The organism is Rhodopseudomonas boonkerdii, from assembly GCF_021184025.1.
GTDB classification, from domain to species: Bacteria; Pseudomonadota; Alphaproteobacteria; order Rhizobiales; family Xanthobacteraceae; genus Tardiphaga; species Tardiphaga boonkerdii.
The window spans coordinates 2,417,014-2,440,282 of record NZ_CP036537.1 but is presented as its reverse complement, the minus strand read 5'-3'; the positions used below and the strand labels follow the sequence as shown (position 1 = coordinate 2,440,282).

Below are 23,269 nucleotides of genomic sequence, written 5' to 3'. Positions count from 1 at the left end.
TCCCTCAGTCTAGCGCAAATCCGCGAACCGCAAACGACAAAAGGCGGCCGCTAGATCGTTACCTGAGTACCAACTTCCACGACACGGCCGGTCGGGATCTGGAAGTAGTCGGTGGCATCGTTGGCCGAGCGGCTGAGCGCAATGAAGATGTGGTCCTGCCACAGCGGCATCCCCGATTGCGCCGACGGCTTCAGCGAACGCCGCGACACGAAGAAGGACGTCGCCATGATGTCGAACTGCCAGCCGAGTTTTCGCGCGATGACGAGCGCTTTCGGCACATTCGGCTGTTCCATGAAGCCGAAGCGCAGCTTCACCATTGAGAACTTGTCGCTGATGTTCTCCATCCGCACGCGCTCGGTTAGATCGACCTTCGGAGTCTGCGCGGTCTCGATGGTCAGGATGACATTATGCTCGTGCAGCACCTTGTTGTGCTTCAGATTATGCAGCAGCGCCGTCGGCACAAATTCGGGATCGCTGGTGAGAAATACCGCAGTGCCTTTCACGATATGCGGCGGGCGCTTCTCGAGACTTTTGATGAGATCGCGCAACGGCACTTCGGTGCGACGGGTCTTGAGGATCAGGATCGCGGCGCCACGCCGCCACGTCCAGATCATACCGGCGACCAGCAGACCGAACAGCAGCGGCACCCAACCGCCTTCGAGCAGTTTCAGAAGATTGGCGCTCAGGAAGGTCAGATCGACGAAGACCAGTGGCGCGATCAGCGCGAAGGCTGTCGCTGCCTTCCAGTTCCACAACTTCCAGATCACCACGAAACCCATGATGCCATCCACAACCATCGTGGTGGACACAGCGATGCCATAGGCCGAAGCCAACCCGCTCGATGACTTGAACATTAGCACCAGCAGCACGACGCCGATCAGGAGCAGGCGATTGACGCGCGGCAGATAAATCTGCCCGGCATGCGTTTCCGAAGTGAAGCGGACCTCGAAGCGAGGCAGCAGACCGAGTTGCACCGCCTGGCGAACCAGCGAATAGGCGCCGGTGATCACAGCCTGGCTGGCGATGACGGTGGCTGCGGTGGCAAGCACGACCAGCGGAATCAGCATCGCTTCCGGTGCCATGCGATAGAATGGATTTTCGATGGCCATCGGATTGGACAGCACGAGCGCACCCTGCCCGAAATAATTGATCAGCAACGCCGGCAGCACGAAGAAGAACCAGCCATACTGGATCGGCCTGCGACCGAAATGGCCGAGATCGGCATAGAGCGCCTCGCCGCCAGTCACCGCCAGGAACACTGCACCGAGCGTTACCAGACCGATCGTGCCATGCGTAAGCATGAACTGCACCGCATAGTACGGATTGATTGCCTTCAGCACCGTCGGGTCGTCTGAAATATGCGAAGCTCCCATCAATGCGAGTGCGGAAAACCAGACGATCATGATCGGGCCGAAAGCGGAGGCTACTTTGGCTGTGCCGATCCGCTGCACCGAGAAAAGCGCAACGAGGATGATGATGGTGATCGGAACGACATAGGGCTCGAGTGCCGGAGCCTTGAGCTTGAGCCCCTCGACTGCCGACAACACGGAGATCGCCGGCGTAATCATGGAATCACCGATGAACATCGAGGCGCCAAGCACGCCAAGCGCAAGCAAAATCCAGCTCTGACGACCGAGCGCGCGTTGACCGAGCGCCATCAGCGACAATGTTCCTCCCTCGCCGTTATTGTCGGCGCGCAACAGGAACAGCACGTATTTGACGGTGACGACGATGAACAGCGCCCACAGGATCAGCGACAGGACCCCGAGCACGATGACAGGCGTCGGAGGACCACCATGAGTGGCGCCGTGAACCGCTTCGCGAAATGCGTAGAGTGGCGAGGTTCCGATGTCGCCGAACACGACACCGATGCTGCCGACCATGAGGGACCAGAAACTGGCCTGCGCCGCCGGAGCTTCGGTCGTAACCTCGCCTGTTGTTTCCGTGACAGCCATGCCGGTGGTAACGCCTAAGAATAATCCGGCGCCCGCTATGGCGTGCCGGACCATGCCAGTCAACCGCCAGCCTAGCCGATCCCGCTGCCAGATGCCTCTCCCGGGACATGGCAAAAAGGGCGTGGAGCAGCAAAAAAAGGATTTGACTGCACTACGGTTTGAGGTTCGGCGGGAGTGGCGGGTCTTCCCGCATCAGCGTGATGGTCACGCGCCGATTGGCCGCCATTGTCGGATCGTCCGGGAACAGCGGTTGGCTGTCGGCTTTACCGGACACCGAGAAGATATGCGACGGCGGCAACCCTTCCCGTTCGAGGATCTGGCGGACGACATTGGCGCGATCCGATGACAGATCGAACGCATCGTAATCGTTCCGCGACGGCACGAAGCCCGCGGCTGTGTGGCCGACGATCGCCACCCGCAATGGTGTGGCTTTTAGCGGAACCGCCAGTTTTTGCAGCAACTGCCGGGTACGCTCATACGGAACCTTCGAACCTTCAGCAAACATCGAGCGGCCGTTCTGGTCGATGATTTCGAGATTGAGACCCTCCTTGGTTTCCTCGAACATGATGTTCTTGGAGATTTCGGTGATCTCGGGCATGTCCTGCAGCGCTTGCCGCAGCGAAGCCGAGGCCAGCGCGAATTCGCGGTCCAGCTTCAGCCTCGCACCGGACGCACGCGCAGTGGCCGACTTTTCGTCAGGGGTAGTGACGTTGGAGGCATCCTGCGGCGAAACATGATCTTTGTTCTTGGCCAGGCCGCGCGTGGGCAGACCGTCGGATTCGATGATGCCGGAATAGCGGGCGTCGGTCTGTACGCCGAACGCCTCGCGCATCGAACCGGCGACGATTTTGAGCTTTGCCGAGTCCTGCGTCGAGAACGCCACGAGCATCACGAAGAAACTCATGAGCAACGCCATCAGGTCGGCAAAGGTCACGAACCAGCCGTGACCGCCATGTGCCGCGCCGCGCTTTTTCTTGGCCATCTGCCGCTACTCCGCAGATCCAGCAGCCACTATGCCGGGACCGGCTCACCCTCTTCGTGTCGATGCTTCTCCGGCAGATAGGCCAGCAGCATTTCTCGCACCAGCGCCGGGCTCTTGGAATCGCGGATCATCAGAATGCCGTCGATGATCAGCGTGCGGTTGGTCTCCTCGTCCAGCACCTTGACGTGCAGCTTGTCGGCGATCGGCAGGCAGACGAGATTGCCGACGATGGCGCCATAGAGCGTTGCCAGCAGCGCGACCGCCATGAACGGGCCGAGCTTCGAGGGATCCGACATGTTCGAGAACATCTGCACCATGCCGATCAGCGTGCCGATCATTCCGAAGGCCGGAGCACAATCGCCGATCGCACGATAGATCTTCGAGCCTTCGTCGAGATGCATGAGGAAATTATCGCGGTCGCGCTCAAGATTGTCGCGAATGAATTCGAGGTCGTAACCGTCGGCCACGAAGCGAATGCCCTTGGCAAGAAACGGATCGGCAGTCTCGACCTTCTCCAGACCGACCGGCCCCTGCTTGCGCGCGATCTCAGCGATGCGGGCGAGTTCGTCGACGAGATCGCGGGCGTTCAGACGGCTGAGCGTGAACGCGAATTTGGCGCCGAGCGGCATGCCATGAAGGATCGACGAGAGCGGAAAGCGGATGAGCGTGGCAGCAAACGAACCGCCGAAAATGATGATGACGGCGTGGACGTCGTAGAACATCCCGAAGCTGCCGCCCATCAGGACGAGGGTGACCAACACGATGACACCGGCGACAAAACCGAGCAGTGTTGTGATATCCATGACAGCTCCGACGCTACGCGTACCGACTCTCGTCCGTCCTGGACGGCGGCGCGCTCCCATCGAGCGCACGGAGGCAACTTAGCGATACTACGATTAAAGACGGGTTACCGTTCACCTCGCATTAACGATGGCTTAACGTCGGAACGGCGCTGGCCGGAACGAAAATGCGGAGATGTTTCCGCCTCCGCATGTCGCCCGCGTTTTGCGTCAGTGAATCTCCGAAGCCTTCGCCATCGCATCGCGCAGCTTGGCCAGCGAGAAAGACGGATCGCGTGCGACGGCCAGAATCGGCTCCTCGCGTCGTGCGCAAAGCTCGGCGGCGTCCGGCAGCTTGGCTGCCACATCCGGCGGAATCACGACTGCGCCGTGACTGTCCGCGTGGATCAAATCGCCGGAGGCGACCGTCATGCCGGCAACCCTCACTTCATGGCCGAAGTCGGTGACATGAACATGTGCATGGGACGGACCGATCGATCCCGCCAGCGCCTGGAAGCCGTCGGCCCATTGCGGAATATCGCGGATCGAACCGTCGGTGATGACGCCGAGGCATCCGAGCGCTTTATGCACTGCGCTGTTCACCTCGCCCCAGAATGCGCCATAACCGGCATCCGGCCCGTCGATATCCTGGATGACGCTGATCTGCGGTCCGGGGCCGCTGCCGACATATTCGTAATAGGCCAGACGCCGCGCCTTCTGCTCCGCCGCAGGCAGACCGGATGCCACCGTGGCGCGGATGGTGGCGGTTCGCGCATAGCCCACGATCGGCGGCAGGTTGGGGAACGGGCAGACCAGCGGCCGCGTGGTGTAGCCGATCAGGCGGCGCTCCGGCGCCACGATCTCCAGCGCGTTGCAGATCGTCGGCGTATCGTAGCGGCGGAGCGCCTCGAGCACGGATGCGGGCAGCAGGGTATCGGGCTTCGTCACGGTGTTTTCTCCCTTTTGATGATTTTACCCGGTCGTTGCCGGGGATCTTATCGCCGCCAGTCAAGGCAAAGGCGGCAGCGGGTCGTCGGATGATGGCAGCGGCTCCGCACCCTGTGCCTGCCCGCTTGCCTCCGTCTGCGCTGCCAGCGCGCGCTCCTGCTCGCGATAGGACTTCCAGCCGAATGGCAGGCTGGCCAAATAGCCGATCGAGATCAGCGAGAGCATATGCCAGGGGTAACCGATGAGCAGCGCCACGAAGAGCACTACCGATGCGGAGATCAGCAGCACCAGTTCGCGCGGCACCCGCATGTTCACGGCTTTGCCGGAGAACACCGGCAGGCGCGACACCATCAGGAAACCGATCACGAGCACATAGGCAGTGGTGATCACGGCCGGAGGCGTCGGCACGTCAAGGAACGACAGATAGACCGGCAGCATCACCGTGATCGCACCGAGCGGCGCCGGCATGCCTGTGAAATAGTTGGCGGCAAAAGCCGGCTTGTCCGGATCGTCCATGGTGGCGTTGAAGCGCGCCAGCCGCAGGGAGCCGGCGATGGCAAACACCATCGAAGCGATCCAGCCGACATTGTTGAGGTCGTGCAGCAGCCAGAAATACAGGATCAGCCCCGGCGCCACGCCAAAATTGACGAAATCGGCCAAACTATCCAGCTCGGCGCCGAATTTCGACTGGCCCTTGATCATCCTCGCGATGCGGCCATCGACGCCGTCCAGCACCGCGGCAAACACGATGGCGGCCACCGCAAGCTCCATCCGGCCTTCCGTGGACAGCCGGATCGCGGTCAGGCCGGCGCAGATTGCCAGCAAGGTGATGAGATTCGGCACCAGCATCCGGATCGGGATGGTGCGGAACCGGCGGCGACGGGTTTCGGGGATTTGGGGAGTGTCAGGCATTTCCATGAACCGACCTTAGCAGACCCCACCTGGGTCCGCCATGACGGCACCCGCGGGCCGTGGCAGGCCCGCCAATGCGGTTAATCGGTCCGGTAGGTGCGTCCGCCGTCGCCGATGCGGAAGTCCGCGAGCACCGTCTCGCCGGCGATCGCCGTCTGCCCCACCGCGACCAACGCCTTGCTGCCTTCCGGAAGATAGATGTCGAGGCGGGACCCGAAGCGGATCAGGCCGAAGCGCTCGCCGGCCTCCAGCACCTGCCCCTCGCGCACGAAGGAGACGATTCGCCGCGCCACCAGACCGGCGATCTGCACCACGCCGATGCGGCCGCCCGGGGTCGAGATAACCAGCGAATTGCGCTCGTTGTCCTCGCTGGCCTTGTCCAGCTCGGCATTGATGAACTTTCCGGGCCGATAGGCGATGCGCTCGATCCGCCCGGCCACCGGGCTGCGGTTCACGTGCACGTTGAACACGCTCATGAACACCGAAATGCGCAACAGCGGCTGATCGCCAAGACCGAGCTCGGCCGGCGGCAGCACCGGCTGCACCATCGACACCTTGCCGTCGGCCGGCGACACAACGACGCCTTCGCGGATGGGGGTGACGCGAACCGGATCGCGGAAGAACAGCGCGCACCAGACGGTCAGGCCGGTACCGATCCAGCCGAGCGGCGTCCAGATCCAGAACAGAACCAGGCTCGCCAGCGCGAAAATGCCGATGAACGGATAGCCCTCCTTGTGGATCGGGGGAATCTGGCCACGGATGGAATTGGCGATGGACATGAGTGCTTGGGACCTGTGTTCAGAAAAATCTGCGTCTGCTTTAGCAGAGATTATTCCGCCGCGTCATGTCTTGCGACGGCCTCCCCTTCTCCCTCTTCCGCCACCAGCGGCGGACGGCGGTTGGGCGCCGCATCCTCGTCATCGATCTGGGCCAGCCGCTCGCGGGCGGCTTCCGCCTCGCGCTGCCGGTTCCACATGCTGGCATAAAGGCCGTCGGCCACCATAAGCTGCTCATGTGTACCACGTTCGGCGATGCGGCCCTGCTCGAGCACGATGATCTCGTCGGCGCCGACGATGGTGGACAGCCGATGCGCGATCACCAGCGAGGTACGGCCCCGCGAGACCTTTTCCAGCGCATCTTGAATCTCCTGCTCGGTGTGACTGTCGAGTGCCGATGTCGCCTCGTCCAGCAGCAGGATGGGCGGCGCCTTCAGCACGGTGCGCGCGATCGCCACGCGCTGTTTCTCGCCGCCCGAAAGCTTGAGGCCACGTTCGCCTACCTCGGTCTCGTAACCCTTTGGAGCCATGCGAATGAACGGATCGATCTGCGCCATCCGCGCCGCCTCCTCCACCTCGGCATCGGTCGCATCCCAGCGGCCATAACGGATGTTGTAACGGATGGTGTCGTTGAACAGTACGGTGTCCTGCGGCACCATGCCGATGCTCGCGCGCAGCGACGACTGCGTGACGTCGCGAATGTCCTGACCGTCGATGGTAATGCGTCCGCCTGAGACGTCATACAGACGAAACAGCAGCCGCGAGATCGTCGACTTGCCGGCGCCGGACGGGCCGACCACGGCGACCGTTTTGCCGGCCGGCACTTCGAAGCTCAGGCCTTTCAGGATCGGCCGTTCCGGATCGTAAGCAAAACGCACATCGTCGAAGCGGATCGCTCCGGACGTCACCACCAACGGCGCGGCGCCGATGCGATCCTTCACCTCGGCATCTCGATTCAGCACGCCGAACATCTTCTCCAGGTCGATGATCGCCTGCTTGATCTCGCGATACATCATGCCGACGAGATTCAAAGGCTGATAGAGCTGAATCATCATCGCGTTGACCATGACGAAATCGCCCACCGTATGCGTACCGTCACGGACGCCGATGGCGCACAGGACCATGGTCAGCGTCAGGCCGATGGTGAAGATGACAGCCTGCCCGGCATTGAGCACGGCGAGCGACGTATAGGTCTTCACGCTGGCGCGCTCGAAGCGCTCGACGCTGCGATCGTACCGTTCGGCCTCGCGCGCCTCGGCGCTGAAATACTTTACCGTCTCGTAGTTCAGCAGCGAGTCGATCGCCTTGGTATTCGCCTCGCTGTCAGACTCGTTCATGCGGCGACGGATGCCGATGCGCCACTCGGTGGCGACATAGGTGAACGAGCAATAGACAACCACCGTCAGAGCCACCACGACGACATAGCGCCAGTCGAACTGCCAGACCAGCACCGCCATCACCAGCGCGAGTTCGACCACCGTAGGAATCGCCTGCAGGATAACCATGCGGACGATGACCTCGATACCCTCGCGTCCGCGCTCGAGCACGCGCGTCAGGCCGCCAGTCTTGCGCTCCAGATGGAAACGCAGCGACAGCTCGTGCATATGCACGAATGTCAGATAGGCAAGTTTGCGTACCGCATGCATGGCGACGCTGGCGAAGATGCCATCGCGCCATTGCGTAAACAGCGCCATCAAGATGCGCACCAGCCCGTAGCTCGCCGTCATCGCCAGTGGCGAAGCGATCAGCCACAGCATCCAGTTCGATGGCGCAATCGGCGCCGAACCGGTGCCGCTGAGCGCGTCGGTCGCCCATTTGAAGGTGAAAGGCACGATCAACGTGGCAAGCTTGGCGACCAGCAGCAGCACCATCGACCATACGACACGGCGCTTCAGATCAGCGCGATCGCTCGGCCAGATATAGGGCCACAGATGTCTGAGCGTGCCGAGCAGTGTCGCCTGCCCCAGCTGATCGGCTGGAACCTTGTTCGGCATCTTATTGGAAGAGTTGTCGGTCATCGATCGCACCCGGCAGAAGACGAGCAGCGGCGCCGGGCCGCGCAGGAAACGTCATTGTCATCGCCGTCATATAGGAGCTTTGACGCGTTGTCGCACCCTTGCGAAGAATCATTTACCGTTGGCGGACTGCATCGGGGATCATTTTCCCGCTATGCGTTCAGAGCGTCTTGACCATGTCATATGGCGATGCCACATGCCCGACATGAACACTATCAAAACAATCTGCGTCTATTGCGGCTCCGGCCCCGGTACCAATCCCCACTTCATCCAATCGGCGGTCCACCTCGGAAAGATCATGGCCGAGAACGGTATCGGTCTCGTCTATGGCGGCGGCTCCATCGGTTTGATGGGTGCAGTTGCGAAGTCCGTGCTGGAGCATGGGGGCCACGTCACCGGCATCATCCCTGAATTCCTCACCAAACGCGAAAATGCGCTGGTCGGTGCGCAGGAGCTGATCGTCACCCACGACATGCACGAGCGCAAGCGCCTGATGTTCGAGCGCTCGGACGCCTTCGTCGCTCTGCCCGGCGGTATCGGCACGCTGGAGGAACTGGTCGAACAGCTCACCTGGCAGCAGCTAGGCCGCCACAGCAAACCCATTCTGCTGGCGAATATCGACGGCTTCTGGGAGCCGCTGCTGACGCTGTTGATCCATATGCGCACCACGGCCTTCATCCGCCCGACGCTGCCGCTCGACGTGCTCACCGCCGATCAGACCGAAGACATCCTGCCCCGCCTGCGCGCGGCCGCTGCCAAGACGCCGGATGAAGGCAAGAAGCTCGCCCCGGACGTCGCGGCGCGTCTCTGACGTCTATATCCCGGACGCGGCGCAGCATGCAGTGTCGCTCCGCAGCGCTGCATCGCGCCCGGGACACGGTCAGTGAGACATCTCGTCCTGCGGAAACGTCACCGCTTCGATTCGATTGCCATCGGCATCAGCGATGAAGGCCGCGTAGTAGCGCACACGGTCGTGCGGCCGGATCGATGGCCCACTTTCGGAGACCGCGCCCGCTTGCATCGCAGCCGCATAAAACGCGTCGATCTCTGTCGCCGTCTTAGCGCGCAGGCACAGATGCGCGCCGCTGCTTGGTGATAGCGGCGCCATCCCGACGCGAAGATTGATCCACACCTCCGGATAGGTTTTGCCGAAGCCGACCATGCTCGGCCTCGTCACCAGGCGGGTCATGCCCAGCGGTGCGAAGACTCGTTCATAGAACGGGACAGCGCGATCGAGGTCGCTGACGGCAATCGAGACGTGATCGATCATGTTCGCCTCCAACTCCGAACCGTAGGATCGGTGGAGCCAACGGGTCGCGCGAAGCGCGCCCGATGATAAACTCCGCGAAACCCATCATTCCGTCGTTGCGGCAAACTCGGCCGATGGGTTTCACTCCGGCGCTATCGCGCCTGCGCTCTACCCATCCTACGCATTTGCCGCGAGTGCCTTCTTCATCGTCGTATTCGCCAGCCACTCGTCATGAACCGGCACGCTGTTGCGCTGGGTCGCCACATAACCGCGCTTCATGAAGAATTCGAGCGCAGTGTCGCTCGCATCCACCGTGAGCGCCGTCGCACCGCGCGCACCAGCCAGTTTCTCCAGCGCGTCGATCAATGTGGAAGCCACCCCCTTCAGCACCGCATTCGGATGCACATAGAGCAGATCGATATGATCGGCGCCCTTCAGTGAAGCGAATCCCACCGGAATCCCATCGAGCGTCGCGATCAGCGTGAGCTGCGAGGCGAGGCGTTTGCCGAACCGCTCCTCGTCATCGCCGGCCTGCGCCCAGGCCTCTTGCTGCGCCTCGCTGTAATCGTCACCGGTCAATTCCGCGATCGACGCAACATAGATCGCCGCGGCAATCGCGGTGTCTTCGGGAAGAAACGGACGCAGGCCCGGCTTGGCGTTCGATGCAGCCATCGGTCTCACCAGTAATCGACGAGCTTCAGCGCCAGCGCGATGGCGCCGATGATGAGCGCCCATTTGATGGCGATGTAGTATTTCCAGTGCTTTGGAAACGGCGTGTCAGGACGGCTCATCGCGCGACCTCCCAAGTGGTGCCTTCCTTGGAGTCCTTGATCACAATGCCCATCGCAGCGAGTTCGTCGCGAAGGCGATCCGATTCCTTGAAGTCTTTGCGAGCACGGGCAGCGGTGCGTTCGATAATCAACGCATCGACCTTTGCTGCATCGATACCACTCGCTTGCTGCTTGCGATCGTTCCACGCTGAAGCTGAATCCAATAGGAAACCAAGCATGCGCATCGATGCTGCAAACGTCGCTCGATCAGCCTCACTGCCCGCGGCTGCGCTGTTGCGCAGGCCATGCAAAGCCGCCACAAGCAACGGCGTGTTCAGATCGTCATACAGCGCTTCGATAACCTTCGGCGACACCTCGCCACCAGCATGATCGGCAGCCACGGCATACCAGTCGTCGAGTGTCTTTGCGCTTTCCTCGAGGCCCTTCACCGTCCAGTCGACCGGAGAGCGATACTGGGTCTTCAGCATGTTCAGGCGCAGCACTTCGCCCGGCCAGTCATCGAGCAATTCGCGGATGGTGAAGAAGTTGCCGAGGCTCTTCGACATCTTCTCGCCTTCCACCTGCAGAAAGCCGTTATGCATCCAGTAATTCGCCATGGCATGCGTGCCATGGGCGCAGCGCGATTGCGCGATCTCGTTTTCATGATGCGGGAAGATCAGATCGAGCCCCCCGCCATGGATATCGAAAGTCGTGCCGAGATAGGCGGCTGACATCGCCGAGCATTCGATGTGCCAGCCGGGCCGGCCTCTGCCCCATGGCGAGTCCCAGCCGGGCTCCTCCGGTGACGACTGCTTCCACAGCACGAAATCGGTCGGATGCTTCTTGTGCGCGTCCACGGCGACGCGTGCGCCGGCCTGCTGGTCCTCGAGTTTGCGGCCCGACAGCGCGCCGTAATCCGGCATCGACTGCGTGTCGAACAGCACTTCGCCCGCCGCTTCATAAGCGTGACCGCGCGCGATCAACTCCTTGATCAACGTCACCATATCGGTCTTGCCATCGGGCCGCGGCAGCACGAATTCGGTCGCGCGCGGCTGCACCGTCGGCGGCAGGCAGCCGAGTGCTTTCACGTCGGCTTGGAATTGATCGGCGGTCTTCTCCGTGACCTTGCGGATCGCCTCGTTGAGCGGCAAGCCGGGATAGTCGCGTAGCGCACGGTTGTTGATCTTGTCGTCAACGTCGGTGATGTTGCGAACATAAGTGACGTGATTTTCGCCGTAGATGTGCCGCAGCAGGCGGAACAGCACGTCGAACACGATCACCGGCCGCGCATTGCCGATATGGGCGAAATCGTAGACCGTTGGGCCGCAGACATACATCCGAACGTTGTTCGCATCGATCGGCGTAAAAACCCGTTTCTCGCGGGTCAGGGTGTCGTAGAGGCGCAGTTCCATAGGATGTCCGTCGGCTTGGCGGCCGGGCGTCCGGTGATCTCGGATGAGAAAAAGACGGCCTCAGCCAGCGAATCGCTAGCGCATAATCTCGCGGCAAATGCCGCAAATGGCGAGGAAACCGTTCATGCGGGCACCATGGGGCAGCACGGTTTCACCGTCAAGCGCCACCGAGGTGCCGCATCCGCCTCTGGAAACCCGCAAGGACGGCACATTTCAGCCGCAATCGGTGCGTACCCGGCCGTCACGGTTAACCCTTGTTAACCATTGAGGTTTATCGAGTGGAACTCGGTTCCTCATCTGCCTGGTGGGTTATGAAAGTCATTTTTGCTGCTCTGACCGCGGCATTTGCGGTCGTCTCCTCGGCTGCCTCAGCCGATTCCCGCGTTTTCATCGTCGCCAACCAGTCCGACGGCTATGGCATCGACCAGTGTCTGGCCAAGGGCGAGAAATGCGGCGCGCCGGCTGCGCTATCCTATTGCAGGTCGCGCGAATTCACTCAGGCGGTGGCCTATCGCCGGGTCGATCCCGATGAAGTGACCGGCTCGATTTCGTCGAGCACCGGCGCCTGCAAGTCCGGCAAATGCGACGAATTCGTCGCCATCACCTGCCAGCGATAACGCCTCTTTCTGCAGCTTTTGCACCTGTTCGGTGCGGCAGTCTGGAGGCCGCGTTGCGGCGGCTTTGCGGCACCGGAATTCGACGTGACCCGGCCCTGAGAAGCGGCTATGAGACGCGTTCATCGCCGCAATTTCATCGCGTGCATATGGCAATGACGGCCCGGGTCGCGGCTGATTGCGCACCCGACCGTTCCTCGTTCATCGGCCGGATATGTCTGTACCTGTGACTGCCACTTTTTTCCGCTGGGCCCTCGCCTGCGCCGCGCTGATCGGCGCCTCTGCATTTCATGGTGACGCATACGCGCAGGGATATCCTGCGCAGGTCTATCCGCCGGGCCAGGCGCAGCAGCAGCAATCCGCCAATCCGATGTGCGGCCGGCTTGAGGCGCAGCTCGCCACCATCGATCGCGGCAACGGCATTGACCCCGCGCGCGCCGATCAGATCAGGCGCTATGAAGATTCCATCAGTCGCCAGCAGGCCGAGCTCGATCGCGTCTCGCAGCAGGCGCGGCGGATGGGCTGCGATTCATCCGGCTTCTTCTCGCTGTTCTCCGGCCAGTCGGCGCAATGCGGTCCGGTCAACAACCAGATCCAGCAGATGCGCGGCAATCTCGATCAGATGACCAACAGTCTCGAGCGTCTGCGCGTCGGCACGCCGGGACTGTCGGACCGCGACAGCCAGCGCCGGTCCGTGCTGCTGGCACTCGCGCAGAACGGCTGCGGTCCACAATATGCCGCCGCAGCGCGCAGCGCGCAGCAGAATTCCGGCCCCGGCGGCTTCCTCAGCAACCTGTTCGGTAACAACGAATCCAGCCCTGGCGAAATCCCGCCGGCCGGCGACGCGATGATGAGCAATGTCCCGCAGGGCACCTATCGCACCGTCTGCGTGCGCACCTGCGACGGGTATTACTTCCCGATCTCGTTCACGACCGTCCCTGCCCGCTTCGCCGATGACGAGCGCGCCTGCAAGGCGCAGTGCCCGGCCACGGATGCCAATCTCTACACCTATCGCAATCCCGGCGAGGACATGAATGCGGCGGTATCGATCGCCGGTCAGCCTTATTCATCGTCGCCAAACGCGTTCAAGTATCGCACCGAGTTCAATCCGTCGTGCTCCTGCAAGGCGCAGGGCCAGACCTGGGCGGATGCGCTGAAGACCATCGACGACAAGGCCGCGGCGGAAAATGGCGACATCATCGTCACCGAAGAGCGCGCCAAGCGATTGTCGCAGCCTCAAAAGGGCACGCCGGCCGCACTGAAAAAGAACCCGACGCCGGATTCATCGCCCGCACCCGCACAGCAGCCGGCGGCGCCGAGCAATCCTGGCCAGATCCGTCAGGTCGGCCCGCAATTCTTGCCGAACAACGCAAAGCAATAGTCGAGATCGCGACGCGCCAAATCCGTCATCGCTCGCCTGGCGGACAATTGCAGCCTATCCCGGCGATCCGTTCGCCTTGCGTACCGTTCGGGCGACAACCGCGATCGCGACAGTTGGCTGCAATCGCGCAAGCTTCGGATAACCTCGCGGCAATATCATCGGAATAATCCGAAAGGCGCTGTCCGATGGTGTCGACCTATATCAACTACAATCTGGTCTCGCGCGACCTGCAGAAGTCGATGACAAAAGTCTCGCAGCAGGCCGCAGTGAGCAAGGACAGCGCTTACTACAAAGCCAATATCGGCAAGGTAACGAGCGTCGACGATCTCCTGAACGACCATCGACTCTACACCTACGCCACCAAGGCCTATGGCCTGGAGGATATGGCCTATGCCAAGGCCTTCATCCGCAAGGTGCTGGAGAGCAACCTCTCCGATGCCAACAGCTTTGCCAACAAGCTGAGCGACAAGCGCTACCGGGAATTCGCGGCTGCCTTCCCATTCGGCACGGCCAGCGCCGACACCAAGACCGCCCAGTCCGCGAACCAGATCGACGACATGATCGGCCTGTATACGGCAGTGGCGAAACGCGGCGTGGATGCGCTGGACGCGAACAAGAACTACTACAATCTGACGATCGGCAAGATCACCAACGTCAATGCCCTGCTCGCCGACGACAAACTGCGGGACTACGTCTTCTCGGCTTACGGAATCGACAAGAGCAACTGGTCGCACGACACGATCAGCAAGGTGCTGGGCAGCGACCCATCCGATCCGAACAGTTATGTCAATTCCGTCTGGGTGTCGCAGAAAGACGACATCAACGCCAACATCACCAAGGCGCAGGCGGCGATGGCCGACGCCGCCAGCAAGATCGACGCCTATACGGCGCAACTCAAGGAGCCCGGCGCCGATATGGCCGATCTGCGCCGCAAGATCGATCTGGAACGCGCGCGCGGTTCGATGAACGAGATCAGCATCGTCAGCTACCGAAAGGCGCTCGAAACGATCGACAGCTATGTCGCGCTTGCCAGCGCCTTTCAGTTCGCATCGGACGGGACATTACCTGCCGGCACCGACCCGCAGACGGCTGCCCAGCAGAGCGACACCCATGCCAAATATGTCAACAGCCAGGGCGCGGTCTATCTCGCGGCGGACCCGAGCTATTCCGAATCGTTGATCAAGCAGTATCGCGCGGGCCTCGCCAAGGTGACGACCGTCGACCAGTTCCTGAAGACGCCAAACGTTTTCAATTTCGCGCTGAAATCATTCGGAATCGATCCGGAGACGGTGTCGCCGACCATCATCAAGAATGTACTCAAGAGCGATCCGAACGATCCGAAGAGTTATGTCAACAAGCTGAAGGATGATCGCTTCGTCCAGCTTGCGCGCGCGTTCAATTTCGACAGCAGCGGCAATGTCACCACACCAGTGGTGGCGCAGGACGGCGCGGAAGTGAAGCTGGTGATGAAGGACTACATCATCGCCAAGACGCGCTTCACGAAGGACAAGGAACAGGCCGAGCTGCGCAAGGCCGCCGACAAGGACGCCGTTTACTATCAGAACACCATCGCCAATATCGGAAGCGTGAAGGAGCTGCTCGCCGACAGGAAGCTGATGGACATCGCGCTCGTCGCCAGGGGTCTCGATCCCGCCAAGGTGACGACCGCCGACCTGCGCAAGATGTTCGACTCGGACCTCACAGACCCCAAGAGTTTCGTCAACACCCAGACCGATCCGCGCTTCGCGGAGCTGGTGGCTTCGTTCAATTTCGACAACGACGGCGAGGTCGCCCGGTTGCCGAAATTCGGACCGCAGACCCGCGACCAGTTTATGGAAACCCAGCGCAAGTATCTGCAGCAGACGCTGGAAACGCAGCAGGGTGAGACCAATCCGGGCGTCCGGCTCGCGCTTTATTTCGAGCGCAAGGCGCCGGGCATCACTTCGGCCTATGACCTGCTCGCCGACAAGGCGCTGGCGGAAGTATTCCGCACCACCTTCGGCCTGCCCGACGAGGTCGGTGCCATGGATATCGACCAGCAGGCCAAGGTGGTTGAAAAACACCTCAACCTGAAGGACCTCGCCGACCCCGCCAAACTCGCGAAGCTGCTGAACCGTTTCTCGGCGCTGTATGACATCAAGAACGGCACCGGTGTCGCATCCTCACCGGTGATCACCCTTTACCAAGGCGGCGGGTTGCTGAGTAATACGGCCTTTGCCGCAGTGGCGAAGACGGCGCGGTGACACCCTTACAGCTCTAAACGTCACATAACAGGCGACATTCGGGACGTAGCCGCACTGCAATTCCGGCCATCACGACGCAGAGTAGCGCCATCAGCCACCAGGCCGGCGTGAGATCCGAGAGATGCTGGCGCAACAGCCCTGCAATGAAAGGCAGCAAGGCTGCGAGCACATAGCCGCCGCCCTGCACGAAGCCGACGATGGCACCGGCCTCGCCGGCATCCCCGGCGTGATCCATCGATACGATCAGCGACAACGGAAACAGCGCGCCGATGCCGAGTCCGGCGAACAGTGCTGCCGGCCAAGCGAGCGATAGCGGCGCAAGACACAGGCAGAGCAAGCCGACAAGCAGCGCGCCGATCGCAACCAGGAGCGCAGGGCGACGATCCGGCAAACGGTTGATCCAGAGCGATACCGCGATTCCCGAAACCACCTCGGCAAGGGTCACGAGACCAAGCAACGCCCCGGCCGCCTCCGCGGTCCATCCGAACCGGGTGTAGAACGGCGGCAGCCACGCCAGCACCAGCGTATAGGCGCCGGTGCCAAGGCCGAAGAAGGCGAGCAGAACCCATGCGCGCGGAAAGCGATAGATGGCACGATGCGCAGAGCCGCTTGTGGCAGTGTCGGGGCGATCCATCACCTTCCACCATGCGGCAAGCCCGACGAGCGCCGGCACGGCCCAGATGCCGAGCGCCGCAGGCCAGCTTACGCTGCGTGCGATCCAAGGGCTCAGCGTACTCGCAATAAGCGCGCCTCCCATGATCGCCGTCGAATACAGTCCCATCAGCCGCGCCGCGCTTCCCCCGGCCTGCGCACGGATCACTGACGGCATCAGCGCCTGCACGATGGCGATACCGATGCCGCCGAGCACGGCAGTCAACAGCAAGGTGGACAGGTCGGGAAACCACCAGCGCATGGCGCAGGCCAGCACGATCAGCACCGCGCCGAGCGCGATGCCGCCGCGCTCGCCGAACAGACGCCGCAGCCACGCCGCGCCGAACAGGCACACGCCCATCAGCACCACCGGCAGCGTGGTCAGCAGACTGGCGCCGGTATCGCCGAGACCGGTGTCGCGCTGGATCGCATCGAGCAGCGGGCCGACTGCAGCCAGCGCCGGACGCAAATTGATGCCGACGATGATGACGGCCGCCGGAAACAGCAGCCGGGAAGAAAAACGAGACATGACGACTCCATCGGCACCTTCCGATTGCGTTCGCGGGCGCCTTCATATATCTTGACGTAGAGACAATTATGTCTCGACGTCAAGACAGACGATTGTGATGGACAGAGCCGAGAGTGCCGCCGAGCAATGGGCCCGCGAGCGGCCGGAGATCGACACGGGAGCGATGGTGCTGCTCGGCCGGCTGGCCGAGGCCGCGCTGGTGATTTCGCGCGACAGACTCAATCCGCTGTTCGCACGCTTCGATCTGCAGCCCGGGGAATTCGACGTGCTGGCGACGCTGCGGCGAAGCGGCAAGCCGCATGCGCTGACACCGACCGAACTCTATGAAGCTGCGATGATCTCGTCCGGTAGCATGACCAACCGGATCGATCGGCTGGAAAAGGTCGGTTTTGTCATGCGCAAACCGAACCCGGCCGACAAACGCGGCACATTGGTGGGGCTCACGGTGCAAGGGCTCGCTCTGATCGATCGCGTGATCGATGCGCATGTGGCGAACCAGCAGGCCATCGTGAGCGGCCTTAACGCACGCGAGCAGAGTCAGTTATCGGGGTTGCTGGCGAAGCTGTTGGCATCGCAGAAGTAGCTATTCCGCTTTCATCAAGCGGGATGGCCATCCGATGCGGACCAGCAAGCCATCCGGGCCGTTGATGCCGACCTCATACATGCCCCATTCGCGATGGCGCAGGATGCCGCCGGGGCGGACGATCAGATCGTCCACCCGCGCAGCGATGGCATCGACATCGGGCGTGCGAATGAAAATGCCGAACGGGTTGGCTTCCGGCACGCGCCACGGGCCTTCGCCCGCCTGCGTCACATGCACTTCGCAATTCCAGCCGGTCATGACGACATAGTCGCCCTCGCCGCCTGTGCGTGTGAAGCCCAGTCGTTCCCAGAATGCGATGGACGCTTTAAGGTCGTTGCTCGGCACGATGGCAAAGGCGCCAACGGAAACATCGGTGAGCATGCGCTCTCCTTCAGAGCTGGCGTCAACGACCGTAGGGCGGATTAGCGCAGAGTAATCCGCCGCGGTCTATCCTTTTGGCGCGTTAGCGGCGGATTCCGGGTTCGCCTCATCCGCCCTACGAATTACCGGGTCAATCGAACGCCTCGCTCGTGCCTTTGCCGGGACGCGTTACCAAGTCCTCATCGGGCTTCGGCAATGGCTTTGCCTGATCGCGAAAACGGTTGGTGATGGGATAGCGGCGGTCGCGGCCAAAGTTCTTGCGCGTCACCTTCACCCCCGGGGCAGCCTGACGGCGCTTGTATTCGGCGATGTTGAGCAGGCGATCGATGCGCAGCACCGTATCCTTGTCGAAACCATCGGCGATGATCTCCGACAGCGGCTGCTCGCGCTCGACGAGGCGTTCGAGGATCGCGTCCAGAATATCGTAAGGCGGCAGCGAGTCCTGATCGGTCTGATTCTCGCGCAATTCCGCCGTGGGAGGCCGGATGATGATGTTGTTCGGGATCACCTCACCCTCCGGCCCCATGGCGCCTTCGGGCTTCCATGAATTGCGCAAGGTCGAGATGCGGAACACCTGGGTCTTGTAGAGATCCTTGATCGGATTGAAGCCGCCATTCATGTCGCCATAGAGCGTGGCGTAGCCCACCGACATTTCTGACTTGTTGCCTGTCGTCACCACCATGGCGCCGGTCTTGTTGGATACCGCCATCAGCAGCGTGCCACGCGTGCGCGCCTGCAGGTTTTCTTCGGTGATGTCGCGGGCGAAGCCCTTGAAGGTGTCCGCGAGGATGTTTTCGAAGCCGTTCACGGCATCGGCGATGGGCAGGATTTCGTAGCGAAAGCCGAGCGCCTTGGCGAGCTTGTCGGCGTCGTCGAGCGATACCTGCGCGGTGTAGCGGAACGGCAGCATGATGCCGCGCACGCGGTCGGCGCCAAGCGCATCCACGGCAATCGCGGCGCAGAGCGCGCTGTCGATGCCGCCGGAAATACCCATCAGCACGCCGGGAAAACCGTTCTTGTTGACGTAATCGCGCAAGCCGAGCACGCAGGCGGCGTAGTCGCCCTCATCGCCCTCCGGCACCTTGGCGACAGGGCCGTTGCAACGCCATGCGCCACCCGCCTTCTCGAATATCAGCGTCGTGATGTTTTCGGCGAAGGACGGCAGCTGTGCGCCGAGCGAGCGATCGGCATTGAGCACGAAGCTGGCGCCATCGAACACCAGTTCGTCCTGGCCGCCGACCTGATTGAGATAGACCATCGGCAGATGGCTCTCGGTGACGCGGGCGACCTGCACATTCATGCGCAGATCGTGCTTGCCGCGGGCATAGGGCGAGCCGTTCGGCACGATCAGGATTTCGGCACCGGTCTCGGCCAGGGTCTCGACCACGTCCTCGTAATCGGCGGACTCTTCCATCCAGGTGTCTTCGCAGATCGGCACGCCGACGCGCAGGCCGCGGATGGTGATGGGACCGCCGACCGTGCCGCGGGCGAATACGCGCTTCTCGTCGAACACGCCGTAATTCGGCAGGTTGACCTTGAAGCGAATGGCGGCGATGCGGCCGCCGTCGAGCAGCGCGCAGGCATTGTAGAGCTTGCCACCATCGACCCAGGGGGTGCCGACGAGCATGGCTGGGCCGCCGTCCGCGGTCTCGCGGGCGAGCGCCTCCACTTCAGCGCGGCAGGCCATCTGGAAAGCGGGCTTGAGCACGAGGTCTTCGGGGGGATAGCCCGCAAGGAAGAGTTCGGGCAGCACGACCACGTCGGCGCCGTCGGCGGCAGCCCGGGCACGCGCGCGACGGGCCTTGTCGGCATTGCCGGCGATGTCGCCGACGGTTGGATTGAGCTGGGCCAGCGTGATGGTGAAGCGCTTTGAATCTGTCATGGCGTCATTCAAGCCTTTGGGCTGAAGCGTTGCAACCGCCTGGGATCGCAACGCACCTCCACTGTCATCGCCCGGCTTGACCGGGCGATCCAGTAAACACTGTCGGACGAAATAGAACCGAGAAGTCCCCGCATACTGGATCGCCCGCTTTCGCGGGCGATGACAGACGGAGTTTCGATGCTTCCGTTATTCTCAAAACATCCCCACCCGCTCACCCAGCGCGAACAGCCACACCATTCCCGCAATCAGCAGCGCGACGCCCACCGCCGCCGAGCCTAGATCCTTCACACGACCAATCTGTGAATCGTGTTCCAGCGTGACGCGGTCAGCCAGTTTCTCGATGGCGGTGTTGAGGAGTTCGACGGTGAGGACGAGCATCACCACCGCGATCATTTCCAAACGCCGGGCCATGCTGGTGCCGATCAGGAATGCCAGCGGGAGCGCGAGGGCAAGCGCCACCAACTCCTCACGAATGGCCTGCTCCGATCTGATGCCGGAACGCAGGCCATTCCAGGAATTGACGGTGGCCCGCCAGAGCCGATGCAATCCGAAACCAGATCCCGACACGAACCATCCCGCCCTGTCCGGGACGCGATGCGGCACGAGGTGCCGCTTCGCAGAGCCGGGACACGCAATCAGAGACCCGAGACGGCCGGCAGCGGCTGGGCCTTGTCGGCGCGCGCGGTCTTCAGCAGTTCGGCGATCAGGAACGCCATATCGATGGCCTGCTCGGCGTTCAGGCGGGGATCGCAGACCGTGTGATAGCGGTCGTTGAGATCCTCGTCGGAGATCGCGCGGGCGCCGCCAGTGCATTCGGTGACGTTCTGACCGGTCATCTCCAGATGCACGCCACCGGCATGGGTGCCTTCGGCCTGGTGAATCTGGAAGAACGACTTCACTTCGGACAGGATGCGGTCGAACGGACGGGTCTTGTAGCCCGAATTCGACGTGATCGTGTTGCCGTGCATGGGATCGCACGACCACACCACCTTGCGGCCTTCCTTCTGCACGGCGCGGATAAAGCCCGGCAGATGCTCGCCGACCTTCTCATGGCCGAAGCGGCCGATCAGCGTCAGGCGGCCGGCCTCGTTGTCCGGGTTGAGGACATCGATCAGCTTCAGCAGCTCATCCGGCTTCAGCGACGGGCCACATTTGAGACCGATCGGATTCCTGATGCCGCGGAAGTATTCGACATGCGCATGGTCGAGCTGGCGCGTGCGATCGCCGATCCACAGCATGTGCCCGGAGGTCGCGTACCAGTCGCCCGTCGTGGAATCCACGCGGGTGAAAGCCTGCTCGTAGCCGAGCAGCAGCGCTTCGTGGCTGGTGTAGAAATCCGTCGAGCGCAGCTCCGGATGGGCTTCGAGATCGAGGCCGCAGGCGCGCATGAAATTCAGCGCGTCGGAGATGCGGTCCGCCAATTCCTTGTAACGGCGCGACTGCTGCGAATCCTTGAGGAAGCCGAGCATCCACTGATGCACGCTGCCGAGATTGGCGAAGCCGCCCGAGGCGAAGGCGCGCAAGAGGTTCAGCGTCGCGGCCGACTGGCGATAGGCCATTAGCTGGCGCTGCGGATCCGGCACGCGGGATTCCGCCGTGAAGGCGATGTCGTTGATGATGTCGCCGCGATAGCTCGGCAGCTCCTGCCCGTTCGCCTTCTCGATCGGCGAGGAGCGCGGTTTGGCGAACTGGCCGGCGATGCGGCCGACCTTCACCACCGGCAGCGCGCCGGCATAGGTGAGCACCACCGACATCTGCAGGAAGGCGCGGAAGAAGTCGCGGATGTTGTTCGCGCCATGCTCGGCAAAGGACTCGGCGCAATCACCGCCCTGCAGGAGGAAAGCCTCGCCATTGGCCACTCTGGCGAGCTGCTTCTTCAGGTTGCGGGCCTCACCCGCAAAAACGAGCGGCGGAAACGTTGCGAGCTGCGCCTCGACATCGGCCAAGGCCTTGGCATCCGGATATTCCGGCATCTGCATGACGGGCTTGCCCCGCCAGCTCTCGGGTGTCCACCGCTCGGACATTGAATTGTCTCCTGAAAACCGCGCGTTATGGCTGCGGAGGCCGCGTTATACATGGGTCATATACGCTCCGCCAGTTGGAAATCCACCCCCGCGCGCTTCGGCGATGCGCGTCAAGCCCTTGCCAGAGCAGCCGAATTCGCATTTGCTTGTCGTGATTTGGGGGAACTAAAGGATGAGACTGCCGGACGCTGCGCCTGACGACGCATTTTCCGACGACATCGCTATTCCGGCCACCGACGGTTTTCCGCTCGGCGCGACGCTGTATCTGCCGCGCGGTACCCGCACCCATGCCGTCCTGATCAACTCCGCCACTGCCGTACCGCGGAAAATCTACAAGGGCTTTGCCAGCTATCTGGCGAACCGTGGCTGCGCCGTACTCACTTACGACTATCGTGGCACCGGCGACTCCCGGCCGAAGGGCGCGACGTCGCTGCGCGGCTTCAAGGCCTCGATGACCGACTGGGCAGCGCTCGACGTTGTCGCGGCGGTCAACTGGATGCGCGAGCGCTACAAGCTGCCGCTCGGCTATGTCGGCCACTCCTTCGGCGGCCAGGCGCTGGGACTGATCCCGAACAATGCGGACGTATCGCGCGCCTTGCTCGTCGCGGCGCAGGCCGGCACATGGCGTCTGATGACGCCGCCGGAGAACTATCGCATCTACGCGCTGATGAAATTCATCGGCAAGCCGTTGGCACAGGCGATGGGCTATGCCCCAGGCAAGATCGGCCTTGGGCTCGATTTGCCAAAAGGCGTGTTCCTCGAATGGGCGAACTGGGTGACCAGCGACCATTATTTCTTCGATGACCGCAAACTGCGCGCCTTGGCGAATTTCCCAAGATATCGCGGCGCACTGCGGGCACTGAGCTTCTCCGATGACCCATGGGCGACACGGCCGGCGGTAGAGATGCTGTGTGCGGGCTTCACATCAATCAAGCCGGACATCGATACGATCCGGCCGATCGAGGCTGGCAGCGACAAGATCGGACACTTCGGGTTCTTCCGCCCGGAGCATCGCGACACGCTATGGCGGGGCGCGGCCGAATGGCTGCAGATGGAGGATTAGCGGCGGCGCGGCTTAGTCCGCTCCTCACGGTGAGGAGGCCTAGCGGCGCAATTGCGCCGCTGACAGCGCCGTCTCAAACCATGAGATTGTCCGGCTCCGAGCGCGCGGCCATCCTTCGAA

21 protein-coding genes are annotated in these 23,269 nt (G+C 62.3%); 6 read left to right on the top strand and 15 right to left on the bottom strand.

The features are described 5' to 3' along the window. Positions 1-50: 50 nt before the first annotated feature. The 7 genes from E0H22_RS11310 to E0H22_RS11280 form a co-directional block, all read right to left on the bottom strand. On the bottom strand, positions 51-1,955 hold the full coding sequence (locus tag E0H22_RS11310) for a potassium transporter Kup (protein ID WP_233025733.1): 1,905 nt from the start codon (positions 1,953-1,955) through the stop codon (positions 51-53). 151 nt (positions 1,956-2,106) lie between these two features. Then, the gene (locus tag E0H22_RS11305; RefSeq protein WP_233025732.1) at positions 2,107-2,937 is read right to left on the bottom strand and encodes an OmpA/MotB family protein; all 831 of its coding nucleotides are present in this window, start codon (positions 2,935-2,937) and stop codon (positions 2,107-2,109) included. 29 nt (positions 2,938-2,966) lie between these two features. Then, positions 2,967-3,740: a motility protein A gene (locus E0H22_RS11300; RefSeq protein ID WP_233025731.1), complete on the bottom strand. Its 774-nt coding sequence runs from the start codon at positions 3,738-3,740 to the stop codon at positions 2,967-2,969. A 207-nt stretch (positions 3,741-3,947) separates the two neighbouring features. Next, the gene (locus E0H22_RS11295) at positions 3,948-4,664 is read right to left on the bottom strand and encodes an RraA family protein (RefSeq protein ID WP_233025730.1); all 717 of its coding nucleotides are present in this window, start codon (positions 4,662-4,664) and stop codon (positions 3,948-3,950) included. Between the two features lie 60 nt (positions 4,665-4,724). Next, the gene (gene pssA, locus E0H22_RS11290) at positions 4,725-5,582 is read right to left on the bottom strand and encodes a CDP-diacylglycerol--serine O-phosphatidyltransferase (RefSeq protein WP_233025729.1); all 858 of its coding nucleotides are present in this window, start codon (positions 5,580-5,582) and stop codon (positions 4,725-4,727) included. A gap of 74 nt (positions 5,583-5,656) precedes the next feature. Then, positions 5,657-6,355: a phosphatidylserine decarboxylase gene (locus tag E0H22_RS11285; RefSeq protein ID WP_233025728.1), complete on the bottom strand. Its 699-nt coding sequence runs from the start codon at positions 6,353-6,355 to the stop codon at positions 5,657-5,659. A gap of 50 nt (positions 6,356-6,405) precedes the next feature. Then, complete coding sequence (locus E0H22_RS11280; RefSeq protein WP_283818816.1) at positions 6,406-8,370, bottom strand: ABCB family ABC transporter ATP-binding protein/permease; 1,965 nt, start codon at positions 8,368-8,370, stop codon at positions 6,406-6,408. Between the two features lie 202 nt (positions 8,371-8,572). Between E0H22_RS11280 and E0H22_RS11275 the strand changes: the two genes are divergently transcribed. Next, complete coding sequence (locus E0H22_RS11275; RefSeq protein ID WP_233025727.1) at positions 8,573-9,178, top strand: LOG family protein; 606 nt, start codon at positions 8,573-8,575, stop codon at positions 9,176-9,178. A 69-nt stretch (positions 9,179-9,247) separates the two neighbouring features. Here the strand turns inward: E0H22_RS11275 and E0H22_RS11270 are convergent, their stop codons facing one another. From E0H22_RS11270 to cysS, 3 genes are all read right to left on the bottom strand, one after another. Further along, positions 9,248-9,637, bottom strand: a complete 390-nt coding sequence (locus E0H22_RS11270; RefSeq protein ID WP_233025726.1) for a VOC family protein — start codon at positions 9,635-9,637, stop codon at positions 9,248-9,250. A gap of 156 nt (positions 9,638-9,793) precedes the next feature. Continuing rightward, complete coding sequence (locus tag E0H22_RS11265; RefSeq protein WP_233025725.1) at positions 9,794-10,288, bottom strand: GNAT family N-acetyltransferase; 495 nt, start codon at positions 10,286-10,288, stop codon at positions 9,794-9,796. Positions 10,289-10,403: 115 nt separating this feature from the next. Beyond that, on the bottom strand, positions 10,404-11,798 hold the full coding sequence (gene cysS / locus E0H22_RS11260) for a cysteine--tRNA ligase (protein ID WP_233025724.1): 1,395 nt from the start codon (positions 11,796-11,798) through the stop codon (positions 10,404-10,406). A gap of 311 nt (positions 11,799-12,109) precedes the next feature. Here cysS and E0H22_RS11255 point away from each other — a divergent pair, with 311 nt between their 5' ends. The 3 genes from E0H22_RS11255 (at position 12,110) to E0H22_RS11245 (ending at position 16,036) form a co-directional block, all read left to right on the top strand. Beyond that, positions 12,110-12,415, top strand: coding sequence for a hypothetical protein (locus E0H22_RS11255; protein WP_233025723.1), 306 nt, complete (start codon positions 12,110-12,112; stop codon positions 12,413-12,415). A gap of 211 nt (positions 12,416-12,626) precedes the next feature. Further along, positions 12,627-13,793 (top strand): DUF2865 domain-containing protein, encoded by a 1,167-nt coding sequence (locus E0H22_RS11250; protein ID WP_430715242.1) that lies wholly within the window; start codon positions 12,627-12,629, stop codon positions 13,791-13,793. A gap of 185 nt (positions 13,794-13,978) precedes the next feature. Next, complete coding sequence (locus E0H22_RS11245; RefSeq protein ID WP_233025721.1) at positions 13,979-16,036, top strand: DUF1217 domain-containing protein; 2,058 nt, start codon at positions 13,979-13,981, stop codon at positions 16,034-16,036. Between the two features lie 13 nt (positions 16,037-16,049). On the opposite strand, the gene E0H22_RS11240 is transcribed toward E0H22_RS11245, so the two are convergent. After that, on the bottom strand, positions 16,050-17,216 hold the full coding sequence (locus E0H22_RS11240) for an MFS transporter (protein WP_233025720.1): 1,167 nt from the start codon (positions 17,214-17,216) through the stop codon (positions 16,050-16,052). 97 nt (positions 17,217-17,313) lie between these two features. On the opposite strand from E0H22_RS11240, the gene E0H22_RS11235 reads away from it, so the two are divergent. Further along, on the top strand, positions 17,314-17,799 hold the full coding sequence (locus tag E0H22_RS11235; protein ID WP_233025719.1) for a MarR family winged helix-turn-helix transcriptional regulator: 486 nt from the start codon (positions 17,314-17,316) through the stop codon (positions 17,797-17,799). Here the strand turns inward: E0H22_RS11235 and E0H22_RS11230 are convergent, their stop codons facing one another. From E0H22_RS11230 to E0H22_RS11215, 4 genes are all read right to left on the bottom strand, one after another. Further along, positions 17,800-18,180, bottom strand: coding sequence for a VOC family protein (locus E0H22_RS11230; RefSeq protein ID WP_233025718.1), 381 nt, complete (start codon positions 18,178-18,180; stop codon positions 17,800-17,802). It abuts the gene before it with no gap. A 130-nt stretch (positions 18,181-18,310) separates the two neighbouring features. Further along, positions 18,311-20,062: an NAD+ synthase gene (locus E0H22_RS11225; protein WP_233025717.1), complete on the bottom strand. Its 1,752-nt coding sequence runs from the start codon at positions 20,060-20,062 to the stop codon at positions 18,311-18,313. Positions 20,063-20,254: 192 nt separating this feature from the next. Further along, positions 20,255-20,608 carry a diacylglycerol kinase gene (locus E0H22_RS11220; protein WP_233026292.1) on the bottom strand — a complete coding sequence of 118 codons (354 nt, stop codon included), beginning with the start codon at positions 20,606-20,608 and terminating at the stop codon, positions 20,255-20,257. Between the two features lie 89 nt (positions 20,609-20,697). Then, positions 20,698-22,086 (bottom strand): class II 3-deoxy-7-phosphoheptulonate synthase, encoded by a 1,389-nt coding sequence (locus E0H22_RS11215; RefSeq protein ID WP_233025716.1) that lies wholly within the window; start codon positions 22,084-22,086, stop codon positions 20,698-20,700. 172 nt (positions 22,087-22,258) lie between these two features. Here E0H22_RS11215 and E0H22_RS11210 point away from each other — a divergent pair, with 172 nt between their 5' ends. Then, entirely contained in the window at positions 22,259-23,149 is an 891-nt protein-coding gene (locus E0H22_RS11210) for an alpha/beta hydrolase family protein (RefSeq protein ID WP_233025715.1), read from the top strand. The last annotated feature ends 120 nt before the right edge of the window (positions 23,150-23,269 follow it).

What these genes read in the sequence shown, in the direction of transcription:
- cysS (WP_233025724.1), bottom strand. Translation starts at nt 11,798, where the DNA reads ATGGAACTGCGCCTCTACGACACCCTGACCCGCGAGAAACGGGTTTTT.
- E0H22_RS11250 (WP_430715242.1), top strand. Translation starts at nt 12,627, where the DNA reads ATGTCTGTACCTGTGACTGCCACTTTTTTCCGCTGGGCCCTCGCCTGC.
- E0H22_RS11215 (WP_233025716.1), bottom strand. Translation starts at nt 22,086, where the DNA reads ATGTCCGAGCGGTGGACACCCGAGAGCTGGCGGGGCAAGCCCGTCATG.
- E0H22_RS11280 (WP_283818816.1), bottom strand. Translation starts at nt 8,370, where the DNA reads ATGACCGACAACTCTTCCAATAAGATGCCGAACAAGGTTCCAGCCGAT.
- E0H22_RS11210 (WP_233025715.1), top strand. Translation starts at nt 22,259, where the DNA reads ATGAGACTGCCGGACGCTGCGCCTGACGACGCATTTTCCGACGACATC.
- E0H22_RS11285 (WP_233025728.1), bottom strand. Translation starts at nt 6,355, where the DNA reads ATGTCCATCGCCAATTCCATCCGTGGCCAGATTCCCCCGATCCACAAG.
- E0H22_RS11275 (WP_233025727.1), top strand. Translation starts at nt 8,573, where the DNA reads ATGAACACTATCAAAACAATCTGCGTCTATTGCGGCTCCGGCCCCGGT.
- E0H22_RS11240 (WP_233025720.1), bottom strand. Translation starts at nt 17,216, where the DNA reads ATGTCTCGTTTTTCTTCCCGGCTGCTGTTTCCGGCGGCCGTCATCATC.
- E0H22_RS11255 (WP_233025723.1), top strand. Translation starts at nt 12,110, where the DNA reads ATGAAAGTCATTTTTGCTGCTCTGACCGCGGCATTTGCGGTCGTCTCC.
- pssA (WP_233025729.1), bottom strand. Translation starts at nt 5,582, where the DNA reads ATGGAAATGCCTGACACTCCCCAAATCCCCGAAACCCGTCGCCGCCGG.
- E0H22_RS11310 (WP_233025733.1), bottom strand. Translation starts at nt 1,955, where the DNA reads ATGGCTGTCACGGAAACAACAGGCGAGGTTACGACCGAAGCTCCGGCG.
- E0H22_RS11230 (WP_233025718.1), bottom strand. Translation starts at nt 18,180, where the DNA reads ATGCTCACCGATGTTTCCGTTGGCGCCTTTGCCATCGTGCCGAGCAAC.
- E0H22_RS11270 (WP_233025726.1), bottom strand. Translation starts at nt 9,637, where the DNA reads ATGATCGATCACGTCTCGATTGCCGTCAGCGACCTCGATCGCGCTGTC.
- E0H22_RS11235 (WP_233025719.1), top strand. Translation starts at nt 17,314, where the DNA reads ATGGACAGAGCCGAGAGTGCCGCCGAGCAATGGGCCCGCGAGCGGCCG.
- E0H22_RS11300 (WP_233025731.1), bottom strand. Translation starts at nt 3,740, where the DNA reads ATGGATATCACAACACTGCTCGGTTTTGTCGCCGGTGTCATCGTGTTG.
- E0H22_RS11265 (WP_233025725.1), bottom strand. Translation starts at nt 10,288, where the DNA reads ATGGCTGCATCGAACGCCAAGCCGGGCCTGCGTCCGTTTCTTCCCGAA.
- E0H22_RS11245 (WP_233025721.1), top strand. Translation starts at nt 13,979, where the DNA reads ATGGTGTCGACCTATATCAACTACAATCTGGTCTCGCGCGACCTGCAG.
- E0H22_RS11305 (WP_233025732.1), bottom strand. Translation starts at nt 2,937, where the DNA reads ATGGCCAAGAAAAAGCGCGGCGCGGCACATGGCGGTCACGGCTGGTTC.
- E0H22_RS11225 (WP_233025717.1), bottom strand. Translation starts at nt 20,062, where the DNA reads ATGACAGATTCAAAGCGCTTCACCATCACGCTGGCCCAGCTCAATCCA.